The following is a 24,041-nucleotide window of genomic DNA, read 5'->3' as shown; positions in this document are numbered from 1 at the left end:
TATGCTTAGTTTCAACATTCGGGCTCCTCGCAATGACTGCCTTTTATTGATATGATTTCTTTTTTAACGCTTCATTTCATCATTTTCTTAACGGTCTTTTTTCTAAGGCCGGTTTGAACAGATGAACAGCGAACATCCAACTTCCAACTTCCAACTTCCACCATTGAATGTTTAACGTTTTAATCCGTGTCAACCTTTATCCATTTAATCTGTGATTCTTTTCTTTTACTTCTCAATTGGATGTTCAATGTTCTCAAGCTAATAATGTTTTTTTTGAAATTATGTTATCAAGTCCTAATGTATTTATTTTTCTATCCTGTTTTCCCAATAGCCTGGTTTTCTGTGTAAATGGGCAATGGCTACTACTAAAATTGCATCTACTTGCACTTGATATACAACCCCAAAGGGAAATCTATTTACCAGGCATCTTCGGGTACGGTTAGAAAATGGAGTCCATGCGTCTGTATCCTGTTTAATCCTTTTAAGTGTTGCCAGTATTTCTGCAAGGAAATCATGGCCTAATCCGGCCATTTGTTCTTCATAAAATTCAAAAGATTCATCCATTTCCTGCTGTGCAACATTTAATAACCGGATTTCCATACTTAATCGGCATCAATTTGATATTTGGCAAAGGCTTCTTGCACTGAAACTGCCTTGAGGGCCCCTTTCTCGTAGGCATCAATTCTGCTTTCAGATTCTTGCTTCCACAATGCATCAATAGCCTCATCCGGTGCATCAAGGCTTTTGATAAGCGCCTCAATCATGCTTGCTTTTTCTTTGGGCTTCAGCATTAATGCTTTCTTTAAAAGTTCATTTTTTTTACTCATATGAATTTCCTCTTATTTTATTGAGTAAACTATCTAACTGTGTCAATGCTGCGCTTAGTGTTTAGTTCTGAGTTGGAACCATGGACCGCCGCCGAAAAGAATTCTGAGTACTGAGTACCGAGTGGTTTGTCTGTGCACATGTTCCCCCCTTTGTCAAAACTCTTTCTGTCTGCATGATCTTTTTTTGAACCCTAAAAAATAAGAAAGATATGGGTAAACTACAGGGGGAGTTTTTAGTGATTAGTTATTTACGACCGGGGACGGAGCACGGTGGTCCGAAGGGGGCGATGAATATCGAATATCCAACAAGGAACATCCAATATTGAAGTGGTTTGATGATAAGCATCACATTTACCATAACCGGTGAAGTCTTCCGGTTCGCAAGCGAGGGTTTACAAATAATACATTCTGCAATGTGATACATTTTATTAACCCTTCGCTGATACAGGCTACCTGTCTTTTTTTCCCCATTCGTCAGACGACTCTTTGCAGGATTAGGTTGCCTGCCCATGTTTCAGTCGTCGGACGAAGTTTTGGAACGGGCAACCGACTATCAATTGCCAAGATCCTTGTCTTTTTTGACCCGGTCATTGCGAAGGCTGCTGTGAACGGAGTGAACACAGCCTGTGGCAATCTCCTTGATGTGCTTGGGAGGTTATATTTGGCTGATTGCTTCGTTTTCAAAACTCTCCCCTTTCTTTTGGACCGCCAAAAGAAACAAAAGCTCCCGGCTGCGAAAAAAGCCCTAAAAATGATTCCATTCCGCTAAAAGAAATCAATGCTCCATCAATTGGACGTTGATCAACATCCCAAGTGGTGCAAGAAGATTGCCGCGTCGTTAAACAGCCTATGCTTAGTTTCAACATTCGGGCTCCTCGCAATGACTGCCTTTTATTGATATGATTTCTTTTATTACGCTGCATTTCATCATTTTCTTAACGGTCTTTTTTCTAAGGCCGAATGTTTACAGTTTTCAGTGATCAGTTAACAGTACTCAGTTTTTTACTTGCTCGTTACGAAGGTCTCCTTCGTAATGCATTCCGGGAAGCTCCTGCTTCCAGTTTGGGTTTGTTTTAGGGAGACTGATCGTTGTTATACCTCTCACATCCTCCGCCAGGCTTCGCATTCGCTCAGCCCGGCACCTCCTTCAAAAGAGGATTTTTTTAACTTCCAATGTTGAAGTGGTTTAATGTTAGACATCACATTTACCATAACATGTGAAGTCTTCCGGTTCACAAGCGAAGGGTTTACAAATAATACAATCTGCAATGTGATACATTTTATTAACCCTTCGCTGATGTGGGCTACCTGTCTTTTTTCCCCTCATTCATCAGACGACTCTTTGCAGGATTTAACGACCTGCCCCTCTATCAGATATCAGATGTCAGATGGAATTTAAATCCGTGATCATCCGTCAATCCGATCAATCCGCGATTCCAATTATTTTTGATGGTGCAGTAAGTTATCCAGCCCTTGGCACCATCCAACCACCCCTCAATCCCCTCCTTGTCTAAGGCGGGGAGGCTGGTTTAATATCGAATATCCAACAAGGAACTTCCAATATTGAAGTGGATGCTGTAGATCTTCTCTATATCCTGAAAATCCCGGTTCAAGATGTGGTAAGTACAAAAGCTTCTGTAGCAGAATCATAAAAAGCGAGTAACTAAAGCGTCTTCTCCCCTGTGTAAGGGGAGAAACAAAGAGGGGTAGCGAATACGGGCAACCCGCTTTTATCTCCCCATTCGTCAGACGACTCTTTGCAGGATTAGGTTGCCTGCCCATGTTTCAGTCGTCGGACGATGTTTTGGAACGGGTTCGAAGTTGCAGTCAGCAACTTGAACCCTGGTACCATTTACACACCCCCAAGCGGGGAAATCTTTAAAGGATTCCGGGTCAAAGTGGAGGGATTGTGTTTTAATTATGGGCAACCGGCTATTGATAGGCGAGATACTTCTCCGCTAGCCGGCAGATCAGGATTACTTCTATTAGTCTTCGGATTTTCTGCCAAAAGGATCTGACTCCAAAAACTGCCTGATGAAGATCCATCCTATACTGGCGATGCCACTCAGCATCACAAACACGATGAGGATCATGGCTCCGCTGGTTTCGTCATTGACCGGCACCTGCACGGGTTGTAGCACACTTACGACCGGTGTTTGCTCCTGCACTTTCAGTTTGGCCTGTTCAACCTGCTGAGCCAGGGAATTGTACACATTAAAAGCGAGGTCATATTCTGACTGTAACCGCTGAAGCTGGGTCTGTGCGCGGGCTGAGGACAGGTTTACATTACTGTCCCTGAATTCCGCCAGTCTGTTCTGGACGGCTTCAAATTCTTCTTTAGCCCCCTCCAGCTGCTCTCTGGCGTAAACCAGATCTTCTTCGGCTTTTTGAGTTTTGTAGTTCACCACATATTCCCGTATCAGGCCTATGCTTTTCTGAGCCAGCTGGGCTGCGGCTTCAGGGTCGGGCATGGTTATGGATAAGTTAATTATCCCTGATTCATCATCCAGTGATACGGAAACCCGTCCCCTCATATTTTCAATGATCTGCATTTGCCCTTTGGTTACCGAGATCACGGAGTCCGTTTCAAATCCTTTCGGCAACGGCCTTGGCGCTGCTTCCTCTTTAAACAACCCGATCAGTTTACCGGGCAAGCCAATGGTATATTGCTTTACATACGAAAGCACAGAAACGGGCGCATACACTTCATCAAAAAAGGTGTAGACCGTGGCGGAGGTTTCAAAGCGTGGAAATTCGACTTCCGTATTCAACAGCTCCAGCTGAAAGGGCATGCTTTGGACCATTTGAGGGTATAACTGAGGCGGAATGATGCCACCGCCTTCCAGGCTTGCGCCACCGCCAATACCCAATAAGCCTCCGTATTGCTGCAGCAATCCACTTGCGCCGGCATTACTACTTTGTGTCTCAGGCATGAGGGTCGCATTGCTTTTATATTCTTTGGGACTTAAAAGAGCGACCACCAGTCCCAGCACCACCCCAATGGCTACAAATTTATATATAATGACCCGGTTGTCCCATATGGTCTTGGCCAGCTCAATGAGATCGATCTCATCTTCTTCATAATCTGCATACCCCTCATGGGCGGGTACTAAACGGTATTCCTGAATCGGAAATTCATCCGTCTTTTTCTTCTTCCCGGGCTGATCTGAATTGTGCCCCTGATCGTTGTTTTTATTCTCTTCGCTCACGTTCCTGTCATTTTTTATTAAGCTTAAATGATACGAAGATAACGGGTGTATTTAAAGGCGGTTTTTTTTAGTGTTTAGTTTTGAGTTTTGAGTTCGTAGTTGACCGAGGGGGATGAATATCGAATATCGAATATCGAACAGAGGAATACTGAATATTGAAGTGGTTTAATGATAAGCATCACATTTACCATAACCGGTGAAGTCTTCCGGTTCGCAAGCGAAGGGTTTACAAATAGCACATTCTGCAATGTGATACACTTTATTAACCCTTCGCTGATATGGGCAACCAATCATTATCCAACTCACCCATCGGACGACTCTTTGCAGGGTTAGGTTGCCTGCCCATGTTTCAGTCGTCGGACGAAGTTTTGGAACGGGCAACCGAGTATCAATTGCCAAGATCCTTGTCTTATTTGACCCGGTCATTGCGAAGGCTGCCGTGAACGCAGTGAGCACAGCCTGTGGCAATCTTCCTGGTCTGCTTGGGAGTTTGTTTTAGGGAGATTGCCTCATTGTTATGCCTCCCACATCCTCCGCCAGGCTTCGCATTCGCTCAGCCCGGCACCTCCTTCAAAGGAAGATTTTTCGAATATCGAATGTGGATGTGGATGCTGTAGATCTTTTTCGTAATCCTGTAAATCCCGGTTCAAGATGAGGTAGTGACTTTAGATTTTGAGGTTTTAACCATCATTTTACTCGTTATCGCGTCTTCTCCCATGTGTAAGGGGAGAAACAAAGAGGGGGGAATTGAATATCGAATATCGAACAAGGAACATCCAATATTGAAGTGGATCCTGTAAAACTATTTCCCAATCTTGTTAATAACGGGTTCAAAATGAGGTAATCACTAAAACCTAAGCTGCATGAACTTATCAACCATAAAAAGCGTCCTTCTCCTTGTTAAGGAGAAGACAGATGAGGTCGTGAATTCAAGCAACCAAGCCCATTTAAACAAATCGTCAGGAGACTCTTTGTAGATTTTATTGCCTGGCAATGTTTCAGTCGTCAGATGGAGCTCGAATTCGTGATCATCCATTATCCGGTGAATCGACGATCCACATTATTTTAGTTTTCTTAAATAATCCAGATCATCCAGATCTTTTTGTCTTCCGGTCTCTTTTTTATTTATGATCAATTGTTCCAGTCCCAAATAATAGATAGGTATTTCTTGTTGGTCTGATCGAATGTATTCCGTTTTTCTATTTTCCCAGGCCTCTTCAAAGAGCACGCCTTCTATGGAATTCATTATGTCAATTCGATTTGGCGGTAAACCAAATTGTATGACATAGCCCGGTGTATTTAAATCTCCCTGATCATTTATCCCAGGAATATCATTATCCCAAAATTCCAGCAGCGCTTTAAAAAGGGAATTAACATTATTTGGATCATTGGAATAGAAGAAATCCACATCTCCGGTTAACCTGGGATACCCATAGTAGATGACCGCCTCTCCCCAACTATCAGATACTTTACTTTATGTTTGGCAAGTAGTGTTATGAATTCTTTTGTATCGTTCGAAAAGTATGCTGAATCCATACCGTCTCTATTGTTTGCCATTTTTCAGGCTTGCTTGCCTAACATCGGGTACTTCCTTGCCATAAACTCTATTTTTAAGTTCTTTAGCAATCGCTTGTCTCTCATCAGCTGTCATTGATATAGATTGTTTGATATCCCACTCTCTCGCTTCTTTGTGACTTTTTGCAATATGAACAATACGTTTCATGTTGAATCTATCTGTATTAAATATTCAGTGAGCTACCCAATAATCTTTGGTTTATCTCTATCAATGTAATGATTTAACCTGTTTTATTTTAGTAATGAACAATGATTATTGAGGTAAATCTTCTATTTCATCCTCATAAACCTGAAAATCCGGTTCAAAACGAGGTACATGCCAGTGCCTTGACTTACTATCTGCTCACCAACTATAACAGGAGTCCTTCTCCTTGTTGAGGGGAAGACAGATGAGGTGGACAATACCGGCAACCAAGTTCAAGTAATCAAATCGTCGGACGACTCTTTGCAGGATTAGATTGCCTGACTATGTTTCAGTCGTCGGACGGGGGATATGAGGTGGATACTGAAAATCCCATTTTAAAATAAGGCACTTACCAAAGTCTGTGATGTTTTTAGCCATCACTGATATTACGACAGCGTCTTCTCCCCTGTGTAAGGGGAGAAACAAAAAGGGGTAGCGGATACGGGCAACCGGGTATGTAAAGGCAAGATCCTTCGGGGACTCAGGATGACACTTTTTGGCTAGGGAGTTTGCTTCAGGGAGTCTGATCCGTTGTTATGCCTCCCACATCCTCCGCCAGGCTTCGCATTCGCTCAGCCCGGCACCTCCTTCAAAGGAGGATTTTTTCTGAACATCCAATATTGAAGTGAATCCTGTAAATCGTCCTCTTAATCCTGGTAATCTCGGTTCAGCATGAGGTATGTACAATAGCTTCTGAAGCAGAATCATAAAAAGCGAGTTACTAAAGCGTCTTCTCCCCTGCGTAAGTACCAGAATTGACCTTTGTTCTGTTGTCTTTATTACCCCTGAAATAAAAAAGAGCGGGAAGCAGGATTTGAACCTGCAACCTTCAACCTGGTTGGCTGATGCTCTTCTGATTGAGCTATTCCCGCTAGTGTAATATTTTTAATAGTATCTAATATCTAACTTTCACTAATGATACACTTGATAGTTGAAAAATCAAAACACTCACAAGAAGGCCTTCTCACCTTAGTAAAGGGAGAATTGAATATCGAATATCCAACAAGGAACATCCAATATTGAAGTGAATCCTGTAAATTTTTTTCATAATCCTAAAAACCCGGTTCAAAATGAAGTAATCACTAAAGCCTAAACTGCATGAACTACTTATCAACCATAAAAGGCGTCCTTCTTCTTGCCAAGGAGAAGACAGATGAGGTGGAGACTACCGGCAACAAGGTCTAATTAAACATATTCGGCAGACGACTCTTTGCAGGATTATACTGCCTGACCAAGTTTCAGTCGTCGGACGAAGTTTTGAAACGGATGTCCGAGTATGAATTGCCAAGATCCTTCTCGGCCAGCCCGCGGATCAGGATGACTCGTTGAATACTGAAGTTATTTAATGATAAGCATCACATTTACCGTAACCGGCGAAGTCTTCCGGTTCACAAGCGAAGGGTTTACAAATACCACATTCTGCAATGCGATACACTTTATTAACCCTTAGCTGATATGGGCTACCTGTTTTTTTTTACTTGATCCATCAGTCGACTCTTTGCAGGATTTAATTACCAAATCCTCTATCAATCGTCAGATGGAGCTCGAATCCGTGACCATCCATCAATCCTATCAATCCGCGATTCCAATTATTTTCGATGGTGCAGTTAATTATTCAGCCCTTGGCACCAATCAACCACCCCTCAATCCCCTCCTTGTCTAATGCGGGGAGGCGGTTTGAATATCGAATATCCAACAAGGAACACCCAATGTTGAAGTGAATCCTGTATATTTTTTTCATAATCCTAAAAACACGGTTCAAAATGAGGTAATCACTAAAGCCTAAACTGCATGAACTACTTATCAACCATAAAAGGCGTCCTTCTCCTTCTCCTTGCCAAGGAGAAGACAGATGAGGTAGAGAATACATTCAACAAGGTCTAATTAAACATATTCGGCAGACGACTCTTTGCAGGATTATACTGCCTGACCAAGTTTCAGTCGTCGGACGAAGTTTTGAAACGGATAACCGAGTATGAATTGCCAAGATCCTTCTCGCCAGCCCGCGGATCAGGATGACTCGTTGAATACTGAAGTTGTTTAATGGTAAGCATCATAATTACCAGAACCGGTGAAGTCTTCCGGTTCACAAGCGAAGGGTTTACAAATACCACATTCTGCAATGCGATATACTTTATTATAACCCTTCGCTGATGCGAGCAACCGGTTTTTATCCAACCCATCCATCAAACGGCTCTGTGCAGGATCTATTTACCTAACCTTTTATCAGTCGTCAGATGGAAATCGAATCCGTGATCATCCGCAAATCCGATTAATCCGCGATTCATCGGCATAAAGGGATTGAATTGTAGCTTGTAATCCGAATTCAGAAGATCGCGGGTCTAAGCCCGCGATGACTCATTTTTAATCGAAACCTTAATCTTCTATCAGCTCCAACACCTTCTCTACCGCTTCATCAATAGATAGCTCATCAGTGTTTATTGTAAGCGCCGGGTCTTCGGGGGCTTCGTGGCTGGCATCGTAGCCGGTGAGGCCGGTGATCTCGCCTTTTTCTGCTTTGGCGTAGAGTCCCTTGGGGTCTCGCTCCTGTGCTGTTTTTGGATCACAGGTGATGTGAACGACCTTGAAATCTCCTTCAGGGAATAGGGCTTTCACCTTCTCCCGATCTGTATCAAACGGTGAGACAAAGGTACAGATCACTACATTTCCGTGCTCAAAGAACAATCGTGACAGGTGGCCTACCCTTCGGATATTCTCACTTCGGTCGGCCGCACTGAAACCAAGATCACCGTTTAGTCCATGTCGTACCTGATCTCCATCCAGTAACATCGTCTGTTTACCGTCTTCAAACAGTCTTTTTTCGACCTCTTTTGCAATGGTACTCTTACCGGCTCCGGAAATTCCGGTCAGCCACAGAACCTGCGCCTTATGGCCGTTTCTCTTTTCCCGTTCTTCCCGCGGAATATTCCATGGTTCCCAATGTACATTTGGTGAGACACTTCGGTCTTCGGTCCCCGGTTTACCGTCCTTGGCCACCGTCGAACCCGCACGCATCATCCCGGCTCCTACCGTCACATTGGTTGCCTTATCGATAATGATAAAACTGCCCGTCTTTTTATTGATCTGATAGGCATCAAAGAACAGGGGCTGACTGCTGACCAGCTTCACTCGGCCGATCTCATTCAGCTCAAGCTTGTTGGCATCTTCCCGTTTCATGGTGTCAACATTCATGCGATATACGATATCGTCCGCATACATCTGGGTTCTGCGGGTGTTATGCTGCAGAACATACTGCTTGCCGGGCTCAAGGGGCTTGCTGTCCATCCAGCATACATAGGCTTGAAAGTCATTCCGAACCGTCGGCACGTTGTCCTTTCGGACGATCATATCCCCACGGGAAATATCGATCTCATCTTCGGTGGTTAAAGTCACAGAATCACCGGGGTAGGCGATATCCAGATTTTCACCCCGCGTCACGATCTCTTTGATCTTGGTTGTTAAACCGGATGGCAGGATCTTCACCTCATCGCCTGGACGCACGTGCCCGGAGGCCACACGACCTGAAAATCCCCTGAAATTCTGGTTCGGCCGGATCACATATTGAACCGGGAAACGAAAATCGATGATGTTCTCATCGGCATCCACCTTCACATTCTCCAGGTGGTGCAACAGGGTTGAACCTTTGTACCATTCGGTGTTTTCGCTTTTATCAACCACGTTATCGCCTTTCAGGGCGGATATCGGGATGTAAGTCACATCCGTCACGTTCAGCTTCTTGGCAAAGGCACTGAATTCTGAAACGATCTCATCATATACCTCTTCAGAATAATCCACGAGGTCCATCTTATTGATGGCGACCACCAGATGGGGAATTCTCAAAAGAGAGGAGATAAATGCATGTCGGCGTGATTGCGTCAATAGACCCTTGGAAGCATCCACCAGAATAACCGCAAGATCAGCCGTGGAAGCACCGGTCACCATATTCCGGGTGTACTGAGTGTGACCCGGAGTATCAGCTATAATGAATTTCCGTTTTGGTGTCGCAAAATAGCGATAGGCTACATCAATGGTGATCTTCTGCTCGCGCTCGGCCTTAAGTCCGTCCGTTAAAAGCGCCAGGTTCACTTCCTCTTCCCCACTGCTCTTGCTCGATTTTTCGATCGCCTCCATCTGATCTTCAAAAATAGACTTGGAATCATAGAACAATCTCCCGATCAGCGTACTTTTTCCATCATCCACACTACCGGCCGTGGTAAAACGGAGAAGGTCCATATCGAGATACTTGCTGCCTTCGGCATCCGTAGTTTTGAGTTTTGAGTTTTGAGTTTTGAGTGGTTCTTTTTTGTTTGTCATTTTTTAATCGTAGCCTGTGTTGTTTTAACAATGGATGTCAGAATTCTTATTAATTCCTCACATTTATCAATGTGGTGGTCAACCTCAATTTTTACTGTATTACTGGATCTGAATAATTTAAGCCAGAACCATGATTCTCTTGCTTCCTTTAGGGCAATAGACATTTTGTTCACAAAATCCTTTTTAGATACTGCTGCTCCTGCTTCATTAACATTTGCACCTATACTTGTTCCTGCTTTTAATATCTGCCTAGAGAGATCGTATTCTCTCATTGATTTCAACGTCGCACACAATTCTAAGGTCAGTAATGCAAATTCAAATGATTTCTCATAAATAGGGCCTTTATAATTCATAATGAGTCGAATTTAAGTTCAAGTTTTAAAGTAAGAGCAGTTTGCTGACCAATCCTTACACTCAAAACTCAAAACTTTTCACTCAAAACTAAAAGTACCCCTGCCTCTTCCGATCTTCCATAGCCGTTTCGCTGCGCTTGTCGTCGTGGCGGTTGCCGCGTTCGGTTTGTCGGGCGGAAGCCACTTCCTGAATGATCTCTTCCATGTTGGAGGCCGTTGATTCCACTGCACCAGTACAGGTTGCATCACCGATGGTTCTGAATCGAACCGTTTTGGTGACCACTTCCTCATCATCCATTTTATTGACAAAATCGGTATCTGCCAGCCATACTCCCCGGCGGTTGAATACTTCCCGCTCGTGAGCAAAATACAGAGACGGGATATCGATCTCTTCCTGAGCGATGTACTGCCATACATCCATTTCTGTCCAGTTACTAATGGGGAATACGCGGAAGTTTTCGCCGGGCTTTTTCATCCCATTATATAAATTCCATAATTCCGGCCGCTGATTCTTAGGATCCCACTGCCCAAATACATCTCTATGCGAGAAAAATCGTTCTTTGGCCCGGGCTTTCTCCTCATCACGTCGACCACCACCTAAGGCGGCATCCACTTCATATTTCTTCAAAGTATCCAAAAGAGTTACCGTTTGAAGGGCATTCCGACTGGCATCCGGACCTGTTTCTTCTTCTACATCCCCTTTTTCAATGGACTCCTGTACGCTTCCTACCAATAATTCTACCCCATATTTTTCGACCAGTTTATCACGGAATTCGATGGTCTCCGGAAAATTATGTCCGGTATCCACGTGCATGAGTGGAAACGGGACCTTGCCCGGGTGGAAGGCTTTCAGAGCCAGGTGAAACATGACGATGGAATCCTTCCCACCTGAGAAAAGCAGTACCGGCCGGTCGAACTGAGCGGCTACTTCTCTCATTACGTAGATGCCTTCGTCTTCAAGTTCTTTTAAATGCGATTGTTTTTTGCGTTCGCTCATGACGTTGTCTTTAGACGGATGACCGTTTTTTAGTTTTGAGTTCTTAGTTTTGAGTTTTGAGTGATCACTCCAGATCTATAAACTCATCCATTCCCAATAGAAAATAGGGGTTTTTGAAGGTTTCTTTGTTGTACTTCAGTGGGGAATATTTTTCGCCGGAATTAGTGGAATACCTGTATACGGCATCGGCGGCGGCGGTGTCCCATTCCATTGTTGGTCCTAGGCGCGGATAGAGGTCTGCTTTGCCTTCGGCGACCAGACAAAATTTAATGGAGCTTCCGGAGGGTACTTCTTCACTGACCTCGATACCGAGTTTTTCTAATTCCGCTTGTGTGTTGTCATCACCGTGTGAACGGCTGACCACGATCCTTGCCGGTCCTGTGTTTTTGAATGTGTCGGTTTCAAGCTTTTCAGCCTTGCTGTCTCCTTCCCTTTTGTAAGAACCGATGGTATCATCTCCGTAGTACATGATATCTAGAGCCGGCACGTAAACGACTCCAAGTACCGGTTTATCCCCTTTTATCAAGGCAATATTGACGGTAAACTCCCCATTTTTCTTGATGAATTCCTTGGTGCCATCCAGCGGATCGACCAGCCAGAATGTATCCCAGTTCTTTCTTTCCTCATAATCGGGGATTCCGGATTCCTCTGAAATGACGGGAATGTCGGGATCGATCTCTTTTAACGCGTTAACTATGATATGATGGGCGGCAAGATCAGCCTTGGTGAGCGGAGAGTCATCCTCTTTTTCAATGACCTCTAAGTCCGTCTCATAAAACTCCAGTATCTTCTGCCCCGCCTCTTCTGCTGTTTTAATAGCCTGATTGAGCATGTATTTCTTTTAAAAATTCCAAATATAAGGTATCAAAGATACGGCTATTAGACCGACTATCAAATTCAGAGGAAGCCCGATCTTAGTGAAGTCTGTGAACTGATATCCCCCCGGACCTAATACCATCAAATTGGTCTGATACCCTATCGGCGTTGAAAAGCTGGCCGAGGCTGCCACGATCATCACCATGGCAAATGGCATGAAATCGACTCCAAGGGTTGCGGCCAGCGAAAGGGCTACCGGAAACACCAAGACCGCTGCAGCATTATTGGTGATCATTTCCGTTAACAGCCAGGTTGTCACGTAGGTCAACGCTAAAGCCAGCGTGGGATTATCTCCCGCAAGGGATAGTAAATTCGTAGCCAGATATTCTGCGGTTCCGGTGTACTCCAGGGCACTTCCCAATCCAAGGGCAGATGCAATGGCTATCAATACGCGCCAGTCCACACTTTCCAAAGCAGTTGAATATCGGAAGCTTTTGGTCACCAGAAGAAAGCCACCGGCTACAATAGCTGCCTGCAGCATGCTGAGTATGCCGGTCGCAGCCAATACGACCATTCCTGCCAAAGAAAGACCGGCCAGCCAGGCCTTTTCATAAGTGACCGGGGTGGAATCCTCAATTGAGCTAACCAAGTAGAAATCACTGGAGTTTCGATATTTGCTTACAAAGTTGGGATGAGCTTCCAGCAGCAATACATCACCCATCTTCAGTGTGATATCTCCTATCTTTTCATCGATACGCTCTCCGCTTCGCGAAACAGCGATAACCACGGCATCGTACCTATCCCTGAAATTCCCATCTTTGATGGTTCTCCCCGCCAGTGGGTTGGATCGTGAAACAACCGCCTCGATCATCTCCCGTTCGTTTCTCGGGGCATTCAATTTGAAGACCTGATCCGTTGCCGGCACAAGGCCGGATATCTGCCGCAGATCGATGATGGAATCCACAATACCGGTAAATATCAGCCGGTCGTTACCCTTCAGCAATTCATAAGGGCCTACAGCCGGAATGGTTCGCTTATTGCGCTGGATCTCCATCAGGTATAATCCCGGTAAATTACGCAGTCCGGCGTCTTCAATGGTCTTACCGGTCAATGCACTTTCTGCCTCTACGATCATCTCAATCGTATACTCCCTGGGATCCTGAAAGGTATCCATACTGGACCCCCGTTCAGGTAGCAGCCGGTCTCCAAAAAGCATCAGATAAATAAATCCGGCAATGGCCACAGGAATACCGATCAGTGCAGGCTCAAAAAGGCCGAGTGTTTCAACAGAACCGTTCTGAATCATCAATCCGTTGATGATCAGATTGGTGCTTGTGCCGATCAGGGTACAGGTGCCGCCTAAAATAGCGGAATAACTTAAAGGGATAAGGATCTTGGAAACTTGGATCTGCGAGATGCGGCTCCACCGCTCCAGTGCCGGAATAAAAGAGGCCACTATCGGTGTATTGTTCATAAAGGCACTCATCACCATAACCGGACTCATAATGCGTAATTGTGCTCTTTTAACGGTCTTCGCATCGCCCATCACCTTACCCACTATATAATGAATAACCCCTGTCTCCTTCAGGCCTGCCGCCACGATATATAAAACAGCTACCGTCAGCATGCCCTCATTGGAAAAGCCTGAAAGAGCCTGCTCTGCAGGTAAAATACCTGATATGAAGATCACAGCGAGCCCCGCGAACAGGATGATATCGACCGAAATGGACGTGCCAACCAGCAGGATCAAACAGATCAGGATTACCCCTAAAACAAACCAGCCTTCAAGTGTCATGTAGATTCAATTCAGTAAGTGATGTGATGCAAGCGGAATATATCACGGTACCGGCAGACGAAAAAATTGAAAAATGTGAAAAGAACTTTGAAGATGTAATCAACAAACCCGTATATTTGGCGCCTACTTAACCGTAGCCGCTGTGGTGGAATTGGTAGACACGTTGGACTTAAAATCCAATGGGTATTAAAATGCCCGTATCGGTTCGAGTCCGATCAGCGGTACTGAAAGCCTGCTAAGACATCTTAGCAGGCTTTTATTTTATGCTTAAAGGTCTCTTTACTTAACTATTTATATTTTAAGCATTAAAATTTCACGTATTTTTATTCCTACAAAATTTCCTTTAATATCTTTTCATGTTATTATTAGGTAATAAAATGCTTACAGCTTTTGAATTAATCGGATAAGATGGATAATAAACAGAATAAAACAGTGATGATCGTGGAAGACGATCTAATTCTGAATCTTCTGTATGAGAGCTATTTGGAAAAACTGGGTTATGATGCTGAAGGGGAACTCGTTTATGGAAAAACAGCCATTGAAGTTGCTCAAAAGATTAAACCTGATCTCATTTTGATGGATATCTCACTTGAAGGTGAAATTGACGGCATCACGGCAATGGAAGAGATCCGAAAATTTTCGGACGTACCGGTCATATATATTACCGGTAACTCTGATCCGCATCACGTGCAGCGGGCTAAAGAGACCGACTACCTCGATTACCTTGTCAAGCCTATTGAATTCAACGATCTCAAAGAGTCTATCGAAAGAAATATTGATAAGATCGAAAGGTAGACCGCTCACATATTCAGATAATCAACCATGAATTAAACCCTTTTTCTGAAGGGTTTTTTTATGCCCGGAATTTTACCAAATTTGAGTTCATTCAATGAACTAACTTGGTATATTTAATAGTCAGTAGTTTGAGATATAAACATTGAAGAATATGAAAATTTTAGGAAACAGGGCGTTTCGGTGGGCATTGCTGATGATCGGTCTATTTGCGATCATAGCACTGACAACCATGAATGTACTTTCCCTCTATGACCTTAGAACGCGGATGGTTGAAGGGGAGGAAGAGAGAAGGATCGATCAGCTTGATGATATCAATGATTCCATTCGGAATCAGATCATAGATCCGCTTAGAGGTATTTCCTCTATTGAACTTGAACCCATTGAAAATTCTATTCAGCACTCAGGCCAGCTACCTGATAATATCAACGAAGTGCTGACGCGCTCAGCTGCCAGTCCGTTTTTTACTGACATCTACTTTACCCCCGATGGCACCGATCCCTGTGCTGAAGACTCTGAAATTTACCAGTACGATTCTATTAACAATCAGATCGTGCCGACCGACCAATATCCCAAACTGGTTTGTGACGGAGTTGGTATTGCTCGAACCAAAACAAAGATCCAGCTCAATGACTTTAATTACCGCTGGAATAACAATTTTGAGTTCGACACGCACCGCAGCCTGAACCTGGGACTGATCAACCTGAATGAGAATAGCCTGATCGGCATACTTACCCTTGTCTTGGATGAGGAGTACATTATTGAGGAGGTCTTCCCTCCCTATCTAAACAATTATTTTGGTGACAGTAATGAGACCGGGATCGTCGTTTGGGTACGTGACTGGGCCGACGATAAGATCCTGGCTACCAATGATACCACCGTAGCTTATAATTTTGACATGGTGGATCACAGAATGCGCTTTTCAGGTTCGGGCTTTTTTGATAACTGGTCCTTGAATCTGGCTTTCCTGGAATCGCCTGTTTCCAATGCTTATAATGCAACGCTGATCAAAAACTTATTCGTGCTCGGTTTTGCCATGCTCTTTCTCACCGGCTCACTGGTCTTTATGTTCGTTACCGCACAGCGCGAGAGACAACTTGCTCAAACTCAGGCTAATTTCCTGGCTAATGTGACACATGAACTTAAAACTCCACTGGCTGTGATGCAGGCAGCAGGTGAAAATATTTCGGATGGAAGGGTGACCGAACCCAAACGTCTAAAACAGTATGGCGACCATATTTATAATGAGTCTATCCGGCTGAAAGGCATGATCGAAAAGCTCTTGGATGTGGCTCGCGTCGACTCCGGTCAAAATCTTGTCAAGGCTGCACCCTATCGTATGCATGAATTAGTAAAGTCTCACCTTGAGGAAAACAGGGAGTATATAGAGAAAAAAGGATTTGAGGTAAAATTCACTTCCAGCGATGAAGTGGCCTTAGCTTTCGTAGATAAGGACAGTATTGAGACTATTCTTAGTAACCTGACCGAGAATGCCATCAAATACAGCAAGGATGAAAAATACCTGGAGTATCAGATCTCATCCGATGACAAACATGTTTTTCTCAGTGTCACGGATCATGGAATCGGCATTCCGAAGCGAGAACAAAAAAATATCTTCAAGAAATTCTATCGGGTTGAAAACTCAGATATAACCAGCTCAAAAATAAAAGGACATGGTTTAGGCCTTAGTATCGTAAAAAATATGGTTGAGCTGAACGACGGAACTATAGATGTAAAAAGTAATCCCGGACAGGGAACAACATTTATTGTCAGATTTCCTAAATTAGGCCAAGAAAGCGGTCAGTCTCCTACATCATTAGATGGTAATGATCAGGTTTCAGATAATGATAATTTAAAACAGCACACTGAATATGTCGGATAAACCCATGAAAATTCTTGTAGTTGAGGACGAACCAAGCCTCATTTTCACCCTTCGCGATACATTGGAAAGTGAAGGCTACGATGTTGTGGTCAGTGAAGAAGGAACTCAGGCCATCGAAATGGTCAAAGAACACAAACCTGACCTGATGCTTCTCGACATCATGCTGCCCGGTAAAAGCGGGTACGACATCATGGAAGAATTGAGGAAAGAAAAGTACACCTTTCCTGTGATAATGCTGACAGCCAAAGATCAGGAACCTGACAAAGTAAAAGGGTTGGGCCTGGGTGCCGATGATTATTTGACCAAGCCATTCGGTGTGAAAGAGCTGCTTGCTCGTATTGAAGCCAGACTCAGACGTGCAGGTACGTATTCCACCTCCGGAGAAGTCGATATTCTTCAGCTGGGAGAAGTAAAGGTCGATCTTATGGAGGGCATGGTATACCGTCCGGATGGTGAAGAAGTTGAGCTTACATCACGAGAAGTGGAGTTGATCCGATATCTTCTAAAAAGTGCCAACGAACCTGTTTCACGTGATGAACTGCTCGAAAAAGTATGGCGATACGAATTCAGTACAAATACCCGCACCGTAGATGTTCACATATCCAAGCTAAGAGCTAAAATCGAAGTACACCCTGATGATCCGCGTTACCTTATTACACTACACGGTGTCGGGTATATGCTGAGAAATAATTAAAGGATCTATATTGGTTCAGACCAATTGATCCATTTCTTTTTGAGTGGAAGCATCTACAAACTTAACGAAATTACGGACCTGTGATTCCAACAGACCTTGGGTAAATTCGTTTTTTATACCTGATACCTCATCAAATTCTTTGTTCACTCTTGATATGAAAACGCGTTCCGGAAACTGCAGTGCGTTTCTGTAATTAGCGATCATTTGAAATTGTTCTACGGATCGCAAAGCTCCAAACGCTCCGTTTGCTTCACCTATAAATGCCATGGGCATTTTTTCAAATGCTTTAGGAAACGGGAGATAATCGATAAATACTTTCAAAATACCCGGAAAGCTACCGTTGTATTCCGGGATCACAAAAACTAATCCGTCAGCGTTTACAATAGGATCCCTGAATATATTTACCTCAGGAATGTCTTTTCCATATTTTCCCCCTGCTACCTTCTCTAAAGGGAAGTCTTCCAGACTTATCACTTCCACATCAGCGCCCTCCCGCTCATACAAAACTTTTACATAGTTAGATACTTTAAGGGCATTTGAATTCGGTCGGTCGGTACTGCTTATTATTTTTAGATCCATCTATTGTAGTATTCAGTTTTATTATTTGACTCAACATACCAATTCCTACAAAGAATCATTCCAAATCAGATTCATCTATATATTTTATTTATAAAAGCGCTTTCATATAATTACTGTATTTTTCTTTGTTATATCAATAATTAAATTTAATTATTAATGCTTATTGACTATCTTTTAGGTAAGTATTTAAGGTGATAAGAAAATCAGTGGATATTTATTCCAATCGGTGCCATACAGAAAGTTGGTTAGGCTGCTTATATCTGTTGGTATCGGTAAAACTCCAAAACAACGGGCGAAGGGTTGATCCTCTTCGCCTGTTTTGTTTGCTAATGTTAGTTTATTGATAATAACTCAGTGACAGTTGCTCTCTAAGCAACTGCAAATAGCCATTTAATATGAATCTGAATCTGTTATTTAAATTTTACCGGCTTCTTTTTTGTTTATATTTAACAACAGAAGTAAAGATTTTAAACTTGAATTGACTCACATGATTTCATTCATTTATTACCAAATAGTTTTAATAAGCAATTTCCTACTCTTACAAGCTCCACGGAACATACCAAGTCCATCAAATAATGAACCTCTAGTATTGGATACACCGTTTGATTACTTTCTGGCTATAGGGATGCCCATTCTAATAATTATAGGGTATTTATTTTGGAGGAAGAGGAATAAAAGTGAAGGTAGCGAGTGACATAGAAAAGTTTAAAAAAGTCCTTTTATTCTATCTACAGTTTAAACTATAGTCGAAGTTTTAGACATATGATCACAAGAGACGACATCAAGATCGAGTGTATACAGGGTGATATCTCAAAACAAGAGGATATGACCGCTATTGTAAATGCTGCCAATGCCCAATTGCAAACCGGTGGCGGAGTTGCAGGTGCCATTCACCGTGCAGCAGGCCCGGGTCTTGCTGAAGAATGTGAACCTATGGCTCCTATCAAACCCGGTGAAGCAGTAATTTCCGGTGCTCATGAACTGCCAAACGAATATGTTATCCATTGCCTCGGTCCTGTATATGGCAGAGATGAACCTTCTGATCAACTTTTGGCTGATTGCTACAAAAATGCACTTGAGATCGCTGAAGAGCATGAAATTAAAACCATCGCTTTCCCTGCTATTTCAACCGGCGCCTTTGGCTACCCTGTCAAAGAAGCAGCGGGAGTTGCATTCACTACCATAAAAGATCTCTTGCCTAAGCTGGAATCAGTGAAAAACATCCGATTTGTTCTTTATAGCAATGATGCTTTGGATGTACACCAACAGGTTATGAATAAAATTTTTGATCAGGATTAACCATCTAAGCACGCAAAACATCAGAACCCTGCGGTTAGGCTAACATTTTATTCGTTCTTAGGTTTTCCTTTACCCTTGATCTCCTGCCATTTCTTCCATAACAAGGCCTCTCTGCCCTGAGCCCCTGCTTTATACCATTGCTTATTCTTTAGTGCGTCCGGCAAATATTGCTGATCGACCCAGTTATTTGGATGATCATGCGGATATTTATAATCATCGGATGCATTCTCAACTCCAAGATGTGTTGCTCCCAGCTTATTGGCTGTTTTATCTTTTAGGTATGGGGGGATATCCTTCACCCCTCGCTCACTGATCTCCCTGTTCACTTCAAAAATAGCTTTGGTGCTGTTACTCTTCGGACAGTGACTCAAGTACAAACATGCATGCGACAGAAAATACATTCCCTCAGGCATCCCGCATTTTGTAAAGGCATCCTGACACGCATTGACCATGGTAATAGCATTGGGTTCCGCCAGTCCCACATCTTCACTTGCAAAGATAAGCATGCGCCGGAAAATGAAGATCGGATCATCCCCTCCTTCCAGCATGGCATTCATCCAGTAAAGAGCTGCATCGGGATCGGAACCGCGCATGGATTTTATGAAAGCCGACGCATAATGATAATGTTCGTCTCCCGTTCTGTCATAACGTACATTCCTTCGCTGAATACTTTCCTTGGCCACACTCAGATCGATCGTGATCTTACCCTCTTCATCAGGCTCACTTGAAAGTACGGCCACCTCCAACGCGTTCAAAGCATTTCGGATATCCCCTCCGGCCATTTCAGCCAGGTACTCAAAAGCTTCTTTGGTTACTTCAATATTTTTTTCGCCCAAGCCATTTTCTTGATCCTTGAGCGCCCGGTTTAGCATGAGTTTCACTTCATCCATGGTCAAGGGATGAAGCTCAAAAAGCTGACAGCGGGAAAGCAAGGGATTGACCAATGAGTAAAACGGATTTTCTGTCGTAGCACCCACCAATGTAATGATCCCCGATTCAAGGTGGGGCAGCAAGGCATCCTGCTGGGCTTTATTCCAGCGGTGGATCTCATCCACAAACAGGATGGTCTTGCGACCGTTCAGCTTTCTAAGCTTTTCAGCTTTATCCACCACCTTCCGTAGTTCCTTGATACCGTCCAGTACCGCATTGATCACCTCAAACTGTGCTTTAATTTCACGGGAAATGACATGAGCCAGGGTGGTCTTACCTGAGCTTGGCGGGCCATAAAATATGAGTGAGCCTATGATCCCACTTTCGATCATTCGACGCAGCATCTTTCCTTCCCCCACCAAATGCTCCTGACCGGCAAATTCATCCAGCGATTGCGGCCGCATTCTGGTAGCTAAGGGCTCACTATACTGTGGATTATCTTTTGAGGATGAGAAAGATGAGTTAGCGGATTTTTTTTCTTCGAAGAGATCCATGAATCAATTTCGTGGTGATTGAAAAGGTATATGTAAGATATGTGGTTTAGGGGAAAGAAGTGATCAGAATTCAGAAAGGCCAAAATCCCAAATACACCGTAGGGGTACTTCATGAATTTCCCCTACGGTGTATGTTGTATATGGTATTAATCCAATAAGGACTTCTGATTCCCATATTTATTCAAATACCGATCCAGCTTCACCTTTCTTCGAGTAGAATCACTCGTCATGTATCGCAGTTTGCCAAAGACCGGTCGCTCCTGCCAGGCTCGGTCGAATCTCCCGAAACACCAGAAGATGCCGGAGTAGCTGTTCGGGTCACGCCCATCAAGAGCATATTTATTATTCAACTCGATCATATAATCCAGGGCCGTGCGGTAATCAGGCGTCCACTCGATGATCTTCTTACCCCATAACATCCTGAGATAATTGTGCATCACCCCAGTCTCTCTTAATTGGGTTTGAGCCGCATTCCAGATCTCATCATGAGTCTTGGATTGCTCGAATTCTTCCAGGCTATAAATATATTCTCTTTCATCACTTTCATGTTTACCCATCGTTTTCAAGGCCCAGTCAGGCAGACTTTCAAACTGATCATAATCCGGTCGGTGATGGGCATAATGAAACCCGACTTCCCGCCAGGTGATCACCTCATCCAGAAAACTCTCAATATTTGGGTCACCATTAAAGAACCCGGAGTTCTTGCCATTATTTGGAGTGATGTCATCCAGATCCCACCCCTCTGGTTGATGATCAAATATCGTCTTCACGATCTCGTACTCACTGATCTTTCCAAAGTGCAGCCACGGGCTCAATCCACTTGAGGCATTGGCATCAGGGTCGTTCCTCTTATCATCATACTGATGGAGGTTATGAGCCACGAAATGTCCAAGCTTACCCATGCCTGCCTGCCGGGTTCCGGTCAATTCAGCTGCTTTCACATCATGATCGATCGGTAAGTTTGAAACCGTATCTTCGATATCATTCAGATGCTCATCCGCTCGCGGATATTTTTCTGTAAATGAATTTGGCAACGATATCTTGTCATTGTTTTCAAGATCCTCCATTGGGTCTTTCTTTGGAGGATGAGTAAAGGCTTCCAGGAAGTTCTTTTGCATCACCTTGCGAAATAAGTACGCCGAATAGGGATCTTTATCCGTTACTCCCAGCGGAATGATCCCGTTAGAATCGATAGTAGTATAAGGGACCCCCAACTTCTTCCCCACGTTCTCATTATGTGTTTTGATAATGAAAACCGGATACTCATCTGAAACAACGGATACCGCATTCTCAGCCAACTGATAGATAAGCCCCTTCCCGGCTTTGGGCTCTGTTTCCAGATAGGAATAAAAATTCAGGTTCTGCTCTTTGGCGTGATCCAGGTTCTCTTTCATGCCCTGCATCATGAAGGTATGAATTCGGTCACTGGCCCAGGGATAGTTGACGTTCAGACCCTCATATATGAGCAGAGGTTTATCAAATTTATTGGCAAGCGCCACAGCATATTCCAGGGCATAATTATACTGAAAGCGCCGATTGATCTGCATCCAATACAGAATGTAATCCCCATCCGGGTTTGGCTCTTTATCGTTTCTACTGAATTTTCGGTAGCTGTTTATATTCTTCATAATAGTCTGCATTCTGTTCGGGCAAACCAATTTGAGGAACAACTAATTCCGAATACGGAGTACACTTTCGCTATGAGGCCTCACTTCCATAACATGGCCAAGCTCAGGCTGCTCCGGATTGGATACTGAGATCACCAAAAGGGTATCGGACTGAATGCTTTCAACTGAATGATCATATTTCAGGTCTTGAAGATCCAGGTACTCAATTTTAAACGACTCGTTTATCCCGTCCTCAATTATCTCATATTCAGCCGCAGCAAAACCTACCTCGGCTAATTCAACGCGCATCATGTCTCTTTGGCGGTTTTTTTCAGCACCGGCTTCTGTGTTCTGAAGTACCCGCATATGATTGATCTCTTTCGGAACAACCATTAACGAACCTATGCAGATCGCACACCCGATATACCAATACCAGGGTTTAGCTCTGTTTGGATCAGATTTAGCTTTCTTAAATCCTTTGAAAAATAAAAACGGCCCAAGCATTAAATACAATATTACATTAAAGTATATTGAAGCAGTACGCCAGGTAACCGAAAATCCCGCGACTGTTTCACCACTAAAAATGTTAATGGCATCTACCGTAGCCAGGCCGGTTATTACTGTGGTTGGATGAATGTTGAACAAGTAGTTAATTTCGTTTGGCAACAGATCCCAATTATTTTGGACAAAACCAAAAGCTATGGGCACCAAAACCACGATCATCACAAGTATGAGCCATTCATTGATCCTTCTAATTGAGAACTTCATAACTGACCCCTTCTTTATTTAAGATGAACATCATTTCGTGCCGACCTATTTGCCCATCATAATTTTTATAATCAGGGTCAGATCCTAATGAGACATCTGCGACTACAATAACTCTTATCTCATCGGCTTCCTCATCTATTTCATAGAAATGATTCAGGTTATCTTCATCTATATCAGACATCGAGCTATCCCCGGCGGCCTTTCTGAGATCGAAATCTGATAAATAGATTCCATCTTCACCTATTTGCTCATTCATCACGTCTTTAAAGGTTGCCACAATAGATTCCCTGTCATTTTGGTGATACTGTCCCAGTACGTAGATCAATTTTTCACGGACATCGGCCTGCGTGCCCCCGGAATCGATCGTCTTACGTATCTCCAGCAAAAGGTCTTTTTGGTAGTCCTTTCTTCCATAATCATGAGCAAAAGCGATCGCATGAAATAGAACAACCAATACAACCAACCCATAAAAGATACGGTAAGCCACTTTCGATTCGAATTCCTTTTCACTCAGGCTTAATACTCTGCCTAGAAATATTACACCAATAATAAATGCAATAAATAAACCTAACCAGATCTTCCCGAAATAAAGCGGGATAAAAAAGCCTAATGCAGCAACGGCTATTCCCCCGATCAACAGTTTTGTTTCTCTTTCCATAAAACAAGATTTATGAGTGTTTTAGAGAATAAGCGAAAATTCGGTAATTATTGCAAAATGTAAATTCAGGCTATGTCTTTTGATAAAATTGAGCTCTCTTTGTATTTCTCTGTATGCTTAATGTTTATCAGATGAAAAGCTTATAACCTGAATTCTATTAATGACATAAAAAAACCCACATTGTTACTCTGAGAGCATCTTAATGTTCAAAAGTTCCCATGCACTACGCGTTCCCGAGACATCGGGTCAAAACATGAACAGCATCATA

General features: G+C 43.4%; 22 protein-coding genes and 2 tRNA genes. 5 read left to right on the top strand and 19 right to left on the bottom strand.

The window, feature by feature from the left end; translation table 11 throughout:
- Positions 1–303 precede the first annotated feature (303 nt).
- From ACKGJO_RS14660 to ACKGJO_RS14595, 14 genes are all read right to left on the bottom strand, one after another.
- Positions 304–600, bottom strand: a complete 297-nt coding sequence (locus ACKGJO_RS14660) for a type II toxin-antitoxin system RelE/ParE family toxin (protein ID WP_411324209.1) — start codon at positions 598–600, stop codon at positions 304–306.
- Positions 601–602: 2 nt separating this feature from the next.
- A complete protein-coding gene (locus ACKGJO_RS14655; protein ID WP_411324208.1) occupies positions 603–827 on the bottom strand; it encodes an addiction module protein in 225 nt (74 codons plus the stop codon).
- Positions 828–1,301: 474 nt separating this feature from the next.
- A complete protein-coding gene (locus ACKGJO_RS14650; RefSeq protein ID WP_411324207.1) occupies positions 1,302–1,511 on the bottom strand; it encodes a hypothetical protein in 210 nt (69 codons plus the stop codon).
- On the bottom strand, positions 1,508–1,750 hold the full coding sequence (locus tag ACKGJO_RS14645; RefSeq protein WP_411324206.1) for a hypothetical protein: 243 nt from the start codon (positions 1,748–1,750) through the stop codon (positions 1,508–1,510). The genes ACKGJO_RS14650 and ACKGJO_RS14645 overlap by 4 nt, the downstream gene beginning before the upstream one ends.
- A 71-nt stretch (positions 1,751–1,821) precedes the next feature.
- On the bottom strand, positions 1,822–1,953 hold the full coding sequence (locus ACKGJO_RS14640; protein WP_411324205.1) for a hypothetical protein: 132 nt from the start codon (positions 1,951–1,953) through the stop codon (positions 1,822–1,824).
- A gap of 859 nt (positions 1,954–2,812) precedes the next feature.
- On the bottom strand, positions 2,813–4,036 hold the full coding sequence (locus tag ACKGJO_RS14635; RefSeq protein WP_411324204.1) for a Wzz/FepE/Etk N-terminal domain-containing protein: 1,224 nt from the start codon (positions 4,034–4,036) through the stop codon (positions 2,813–2,815).
- Positions 4,037–5,096: 1,060 nt separating this feature from the next.
- The gene (locus ACKGJO_RS14630; RefSeq protein ID WP_411324203.1) at positions 5,097–5,444 is read right to left on the bottom strand and encodes a hypothetical protein; all 348 of its coding nucleotides are present in this window, start codon (positions 5,442–5,444) and stop codon (positions 5,097–5,099) included.
- A gap of 135 nt (positions 5,445–5,579) precedes the next feature.
- A complete protein-coding gene (locus ACKGJO_RS14625; protein WP_411324202.1) occupies positions 5,580–5,759 on the bottom strand; it encodes a hypothetical protein in 180 nt (59 codons plus the stop codon).
- Positions 5,760–6,594: 835 nt separating this feature from the next.
- Positions 6,595–6,667, bottom strand: a tRNA-Gly gene (locus ACKGJO_RS14620).
- Between the two features lie 1,504 nt (positions 6,668–8,171).
- Positions 8,172–10,109 (bottom strand): sulfate adenylyltransferase subunit CysN, encoded by a 1,938-nt coding sequence (gene cysN / locus ACKGJO_RS14615; RefSeq protein WP_411324201.1) that lies wholly within the window; start codon positions 10,107–10,109, stop codon positions 8,172–8,174.
- Positions 10,106–10,462 (bottom strand): four helix bundle protein, encoded by a 357-nt coding sequence (locus ACKGJO_RS14610; RefSeq protein ID WP_411324200.1) that lies wholly within the window; start codon positions 10,460–10,462, stop codon positions 10,106–10,108. The genes cysN and ACKGJO_RS14610 overlap by 4 nt, the downstream gene beginning before the upstream one ends.
- 88 nt (positions 10,463–10,550) lie before the next feature.
- Positions 10,551–11,459, bottom strand: a complete 909-nt coding sequence (gene cysD / locus ACKGJO_RS14605) for a sulfate adenylyltransferase subunit CysD (protein WP_411324199.1) — start codon at positions 11,457–11,459, stop codon at positions 10,551–10,553.
- A 64-nt stretch (positions 11,460–11,523) separates the two neighbouring features.
- Positions 11,524–12,291 carry a 3'(2'),5'-bisphosphate nucleotidase CysQ gene (cysQ, locus tag ACKGJO_RS14600; protein WP_411324198.1) on the bottom strand — a complete coding sequence of 256 codons (768 nt, stop codon included), beginning with the start codon at positions 12,289–12,291 and terminating at the stop codon, positions 11,524–11,526.
- Between the two features lie 9 nt (positions 12,292–12,300).
- Entirely contained in the window at positions 12,301–14,070 is a 1,770-nt protein-coding gene (locus ACKGJO_RS14595) for an SLC13 family permease (RefSeq protein ID WP_411324197.1), read from the bottom strand.
- Positions 14,071–14,206: 136 nt separating this feature from the next.
- Here ACKGJO_RS14595 and ACKGJO_RS14590 point away from each other — a divergent pair.
- The 4 genes from ACKGJO_RS14590 to ACKGJO_RS14575 all read left to right on the top strand — a co-directional run bounded on the left by ACKGJO_RS14590 (position 14,207) and on the right by ACKGJO_RS14575 (position 17,438).
- Positions 14,207–14,294: transfer RNA gene (locus tag ACKGJO_RS14590), tRNA-Leu, on the top strand.
- A gap of 184 nt (positions 14,295–14,478) precedes the next feature.
- Positions 14,479–14,865, top strand: coding sequence for a response regulator (locus ACKGJO_RS14585; RefSeq protein ID WP_411324196.1), 387 nt, complete (start codon positions 14,479–14,481; stop codon positions 14,863–14,865).
- Positions 14,866–15,016: 151 nt separating this feature from the next.
- Positions 15,017–16,744, top strand: coding sequence for a sensor histidine kinase (locus ACKGJO_RS14580; protein WP_411324195.1), 1,728 nt, complete (start codon positions 15,017–15,019; stop codon positions 16,742–16,744).
- Positions 16,734–17,438 (top strand): response regulator transcription factor, encoded by a 705-nt coding sequence (locus ACKGJO_RS14575; protein WP_411324194.1) that lies wholly within the window; start codon positions 16,734–16,736, stop codon positions 17,436–17,438. Before ACKGJO_RS14580 ends, ACKGJO_RS14575 begins: the two co-directional genes overlap by 11 nt.
- Positions 17,439–17,453: 15 nt before the next feature.
- Here ACKGJO_RS14575 and ACKGJO_RS14570 read toward each other — a convergent pair whose 3' ends face one another.
- Positions 17,454–18,017 (bottom strand): NADPH-dependent FMN reductase, encoded by a 564-nt coding sequence (locus ACKGJO_RS14570; protein ID WP_411324193.1) that lies wholly within the window; start codon positions 18,015–18,017, stop codon positions 17,454–17,456.
- 762 nt (positions 18,018–18,779) lie between these two features.
- Here ACKGJO_RS14570 and ACKGJO_RS14565 point away from each other — a divergent pair.
- Positions 18,780–19,316 carry a macro domain-containing protein gene (locus ACKGJO_RS14565; RefSeq protein WP_411324192.1) on the top strand — a complete coding sequence of 179 codons (537 nt, stop codon included), beginning with the start codon at positions 18,780–18,782 and terminating at the stop codon, positions 19,314–19,316.
- Between the two features lie 47 nt (positions 19,317–19,363).
- Here the strand turns inward: ACKGJO_RS14565 and ACKGJO_RS14560 are convergent, their stop codons facing one another.
- From ACKGJO_RS14560 to ACKGJO_RS14545, 4 genes are all read right to left on the bottom strand, one after another.
- Positions 19,364–20,740: a replication-associated recombination protein A gene (locus tag ACKGJO_RS14560; protein ID WP_411324191.1), complete on the bottom strand. Its 1,377-nt coding sequence runs from the start codon at positions 20,738–20,740 to the stop codon at positions 19,364–19,366.
- Between the two features lie 146 nt (positions 20,741–20,886).
- A complete protein-coding gene (locus ACKGJO_RS14555) occupies positions 20,887–22,368 on the bottom strand; it encodes a hypothetical protein (RefSeq protein WP_411324190.1) in 1,482 nt (493 codons plus the stop codon).
- Positions 22,369–22,410: 42 nt separating this feature from the next.
- On the bottom strand, positions 22,411–23,115 hold the full coding sequence (locus ACKGJO_RS14550) for a hypothetical protein (protein WP_411324189.1): 705 nt from the start codon (positions 23,113–23,115) through the stop codon (positions 22,411–22,413).
- The gene (locus ACKGJO_RS14545; protein ID WP_411324188.1) at positions 23,099–23,773 is read right to left on the bottom strand and encodes a hypothetical protein; all 675 of its coding nucleotides are present in this window, start codon (positions 23,771–23,773) and stop codon (positions 23,099–23,101) included. The genes ACKGJO_RS14550 and ACKGJO_RS14545 overlap by 17 nt, the downstream gene beginning before the upstream one ends.
- Between the last annotated feature and the right edge of the window lie 268 nt (positions 23,774–24,041).

It is taken from the genome of Gracilimonas qinghaiensis, from assembly GCF_046602855.1.
Classification (GTDB): domain Bacteria; phylum Bacteroidota; class Rhodothermia; order Balneolales; family Balneolaceae; genus Gracilimonas.
This window is presented reverse-complemented; position numbering and strand designations above follow the sequence as displayed.

Coding starts and splice junctions, on each gene's coding strand:
- ACKGJO_RS14625 (WP_411324202.1), bottom strand. CDS start 5,759: ATGAAACGTATTGTTCATATTGCAAAAAGTCACAAAGAAGCGAGAGAG.
- ACKGJO_RS14550 (WP_411324189.1), bottom strand. CDS start 23,115: ATGAAGTTCTCAATTAGAAGGATCAATGAATGGCTCATACTTGTGATG.
- ACKGJO_RS14565 (WP_411324192.1), top strand. CDS start 18,780: ATGATCACAAGAGACGACATCAAGATCGAGTGTATACAGGGTGATATC.
- ACKGJO_RS14580 (WP_411324195.1), top strand. CDS start 15,017: ATGAAAATTTTAGGAAACAGGGCGTTTCGGTGGGCATTGCTGATGATC.
- ACKGJO_RS14645 (WP_411324206.1), bottom strand. CDS start 1,750: ATGCAGCGTAATAAAAGAAATCATATCAATAAAAGGCAGTCATTGCGA.
- ACKGJO_RS14660 (WP_411324209.1), bottom strand. CDS start 600: ATGGAAATCCGGTTATTAAATGTTGCACAGCAGGAAATGGATGAATCT.
- ACKGJO_RS14655 (WP_411324208.1), bottom strand. CDS start 827: ATGAGTAAAAAAAATGAACTTTTAAAGAAAGCATTAATGCTGAAGCCC.
- cysQ (WP_411324198.1), bottom strand. CDS start 12,291: ATGCTCAATCAGGCTATTAAAACAGCAGAAGAGGCGGGGCAGAAGATA.
- ACKGJO_RS14570 (WP_411324193.1), bottom strand. CDS start 18,017: ATGGATCTAAAAATAATAAGCAGTACCGACCGACCGAATTCAAATGCC.
- ACKGJO_RS14545 (WP_411324188.1), bottom strand. CDS start 23,773: ATGGAAAGAGAAACAAAACTGTTGATCGGGGGAATAGCCGTTGCTGCA.
- ACKGJO_RS14595 (WP_411324197.1), bottom strand. CDS start 14,070: ATGACACTTGAAGGCTGGTTTGTTTTAGGGGTAATCCTGATCTGTTTG.
- ACKGJO_RS14585 (WP_411324196.1), top strand. CDS start 14,479: ATGGATAATAAACAGAATAAAACAGTGATGATCGTGGAAGACGATCTA.
- ACKGJO_RS14560 (WP_411324191.1), bottom strand. CDS start 20,740: ATGGATCTCTTCGAAGAAAAAAAATCCGCTAACTCATCTTTCTCATCC.
- ACKGJO_RS14640 (WP_411324205.1), bottom strand. CDS start 1,953: ATGCGAAGCCTGGCGGAGGATGTGAGAGGTATAACAACGATCAGTCTC.
- cysD (WP_411324199.1), bottom strand. CDS start 11,459: ATGAGCGAACGCAAAAAACAATCGCATTTAAAAGAACTTGAAGACGAA.
- ACKGJO_RS14610 (WP_411324200.1), bottom strand. CDS start 10,462: ATGAATTATAAAGGCCCTATTTATGAGAAATCATTTGAATTTGCATTA.
- ACKGJO_RS14555 (WP_411324190.1), bottom strand. CDS start 22,368: ATGAAGAATATAAACAGCTACCGAAAATTCAGTAGAAACGATAAAGAG.
- cysN (WP_411324201.1), bottom strand. CDS start 10,109: ATGACAAACAAAAAAGAACCACTCAAAACTCAAAACTCAAAACTCAAA.
- ACKGJO_RS14575 (WP_411324194.1), top strand. CDS start 16,734: ATGTCGGATAAACCCATGAAAATTCTTGTAGTTGAGGACGAACCAAGC.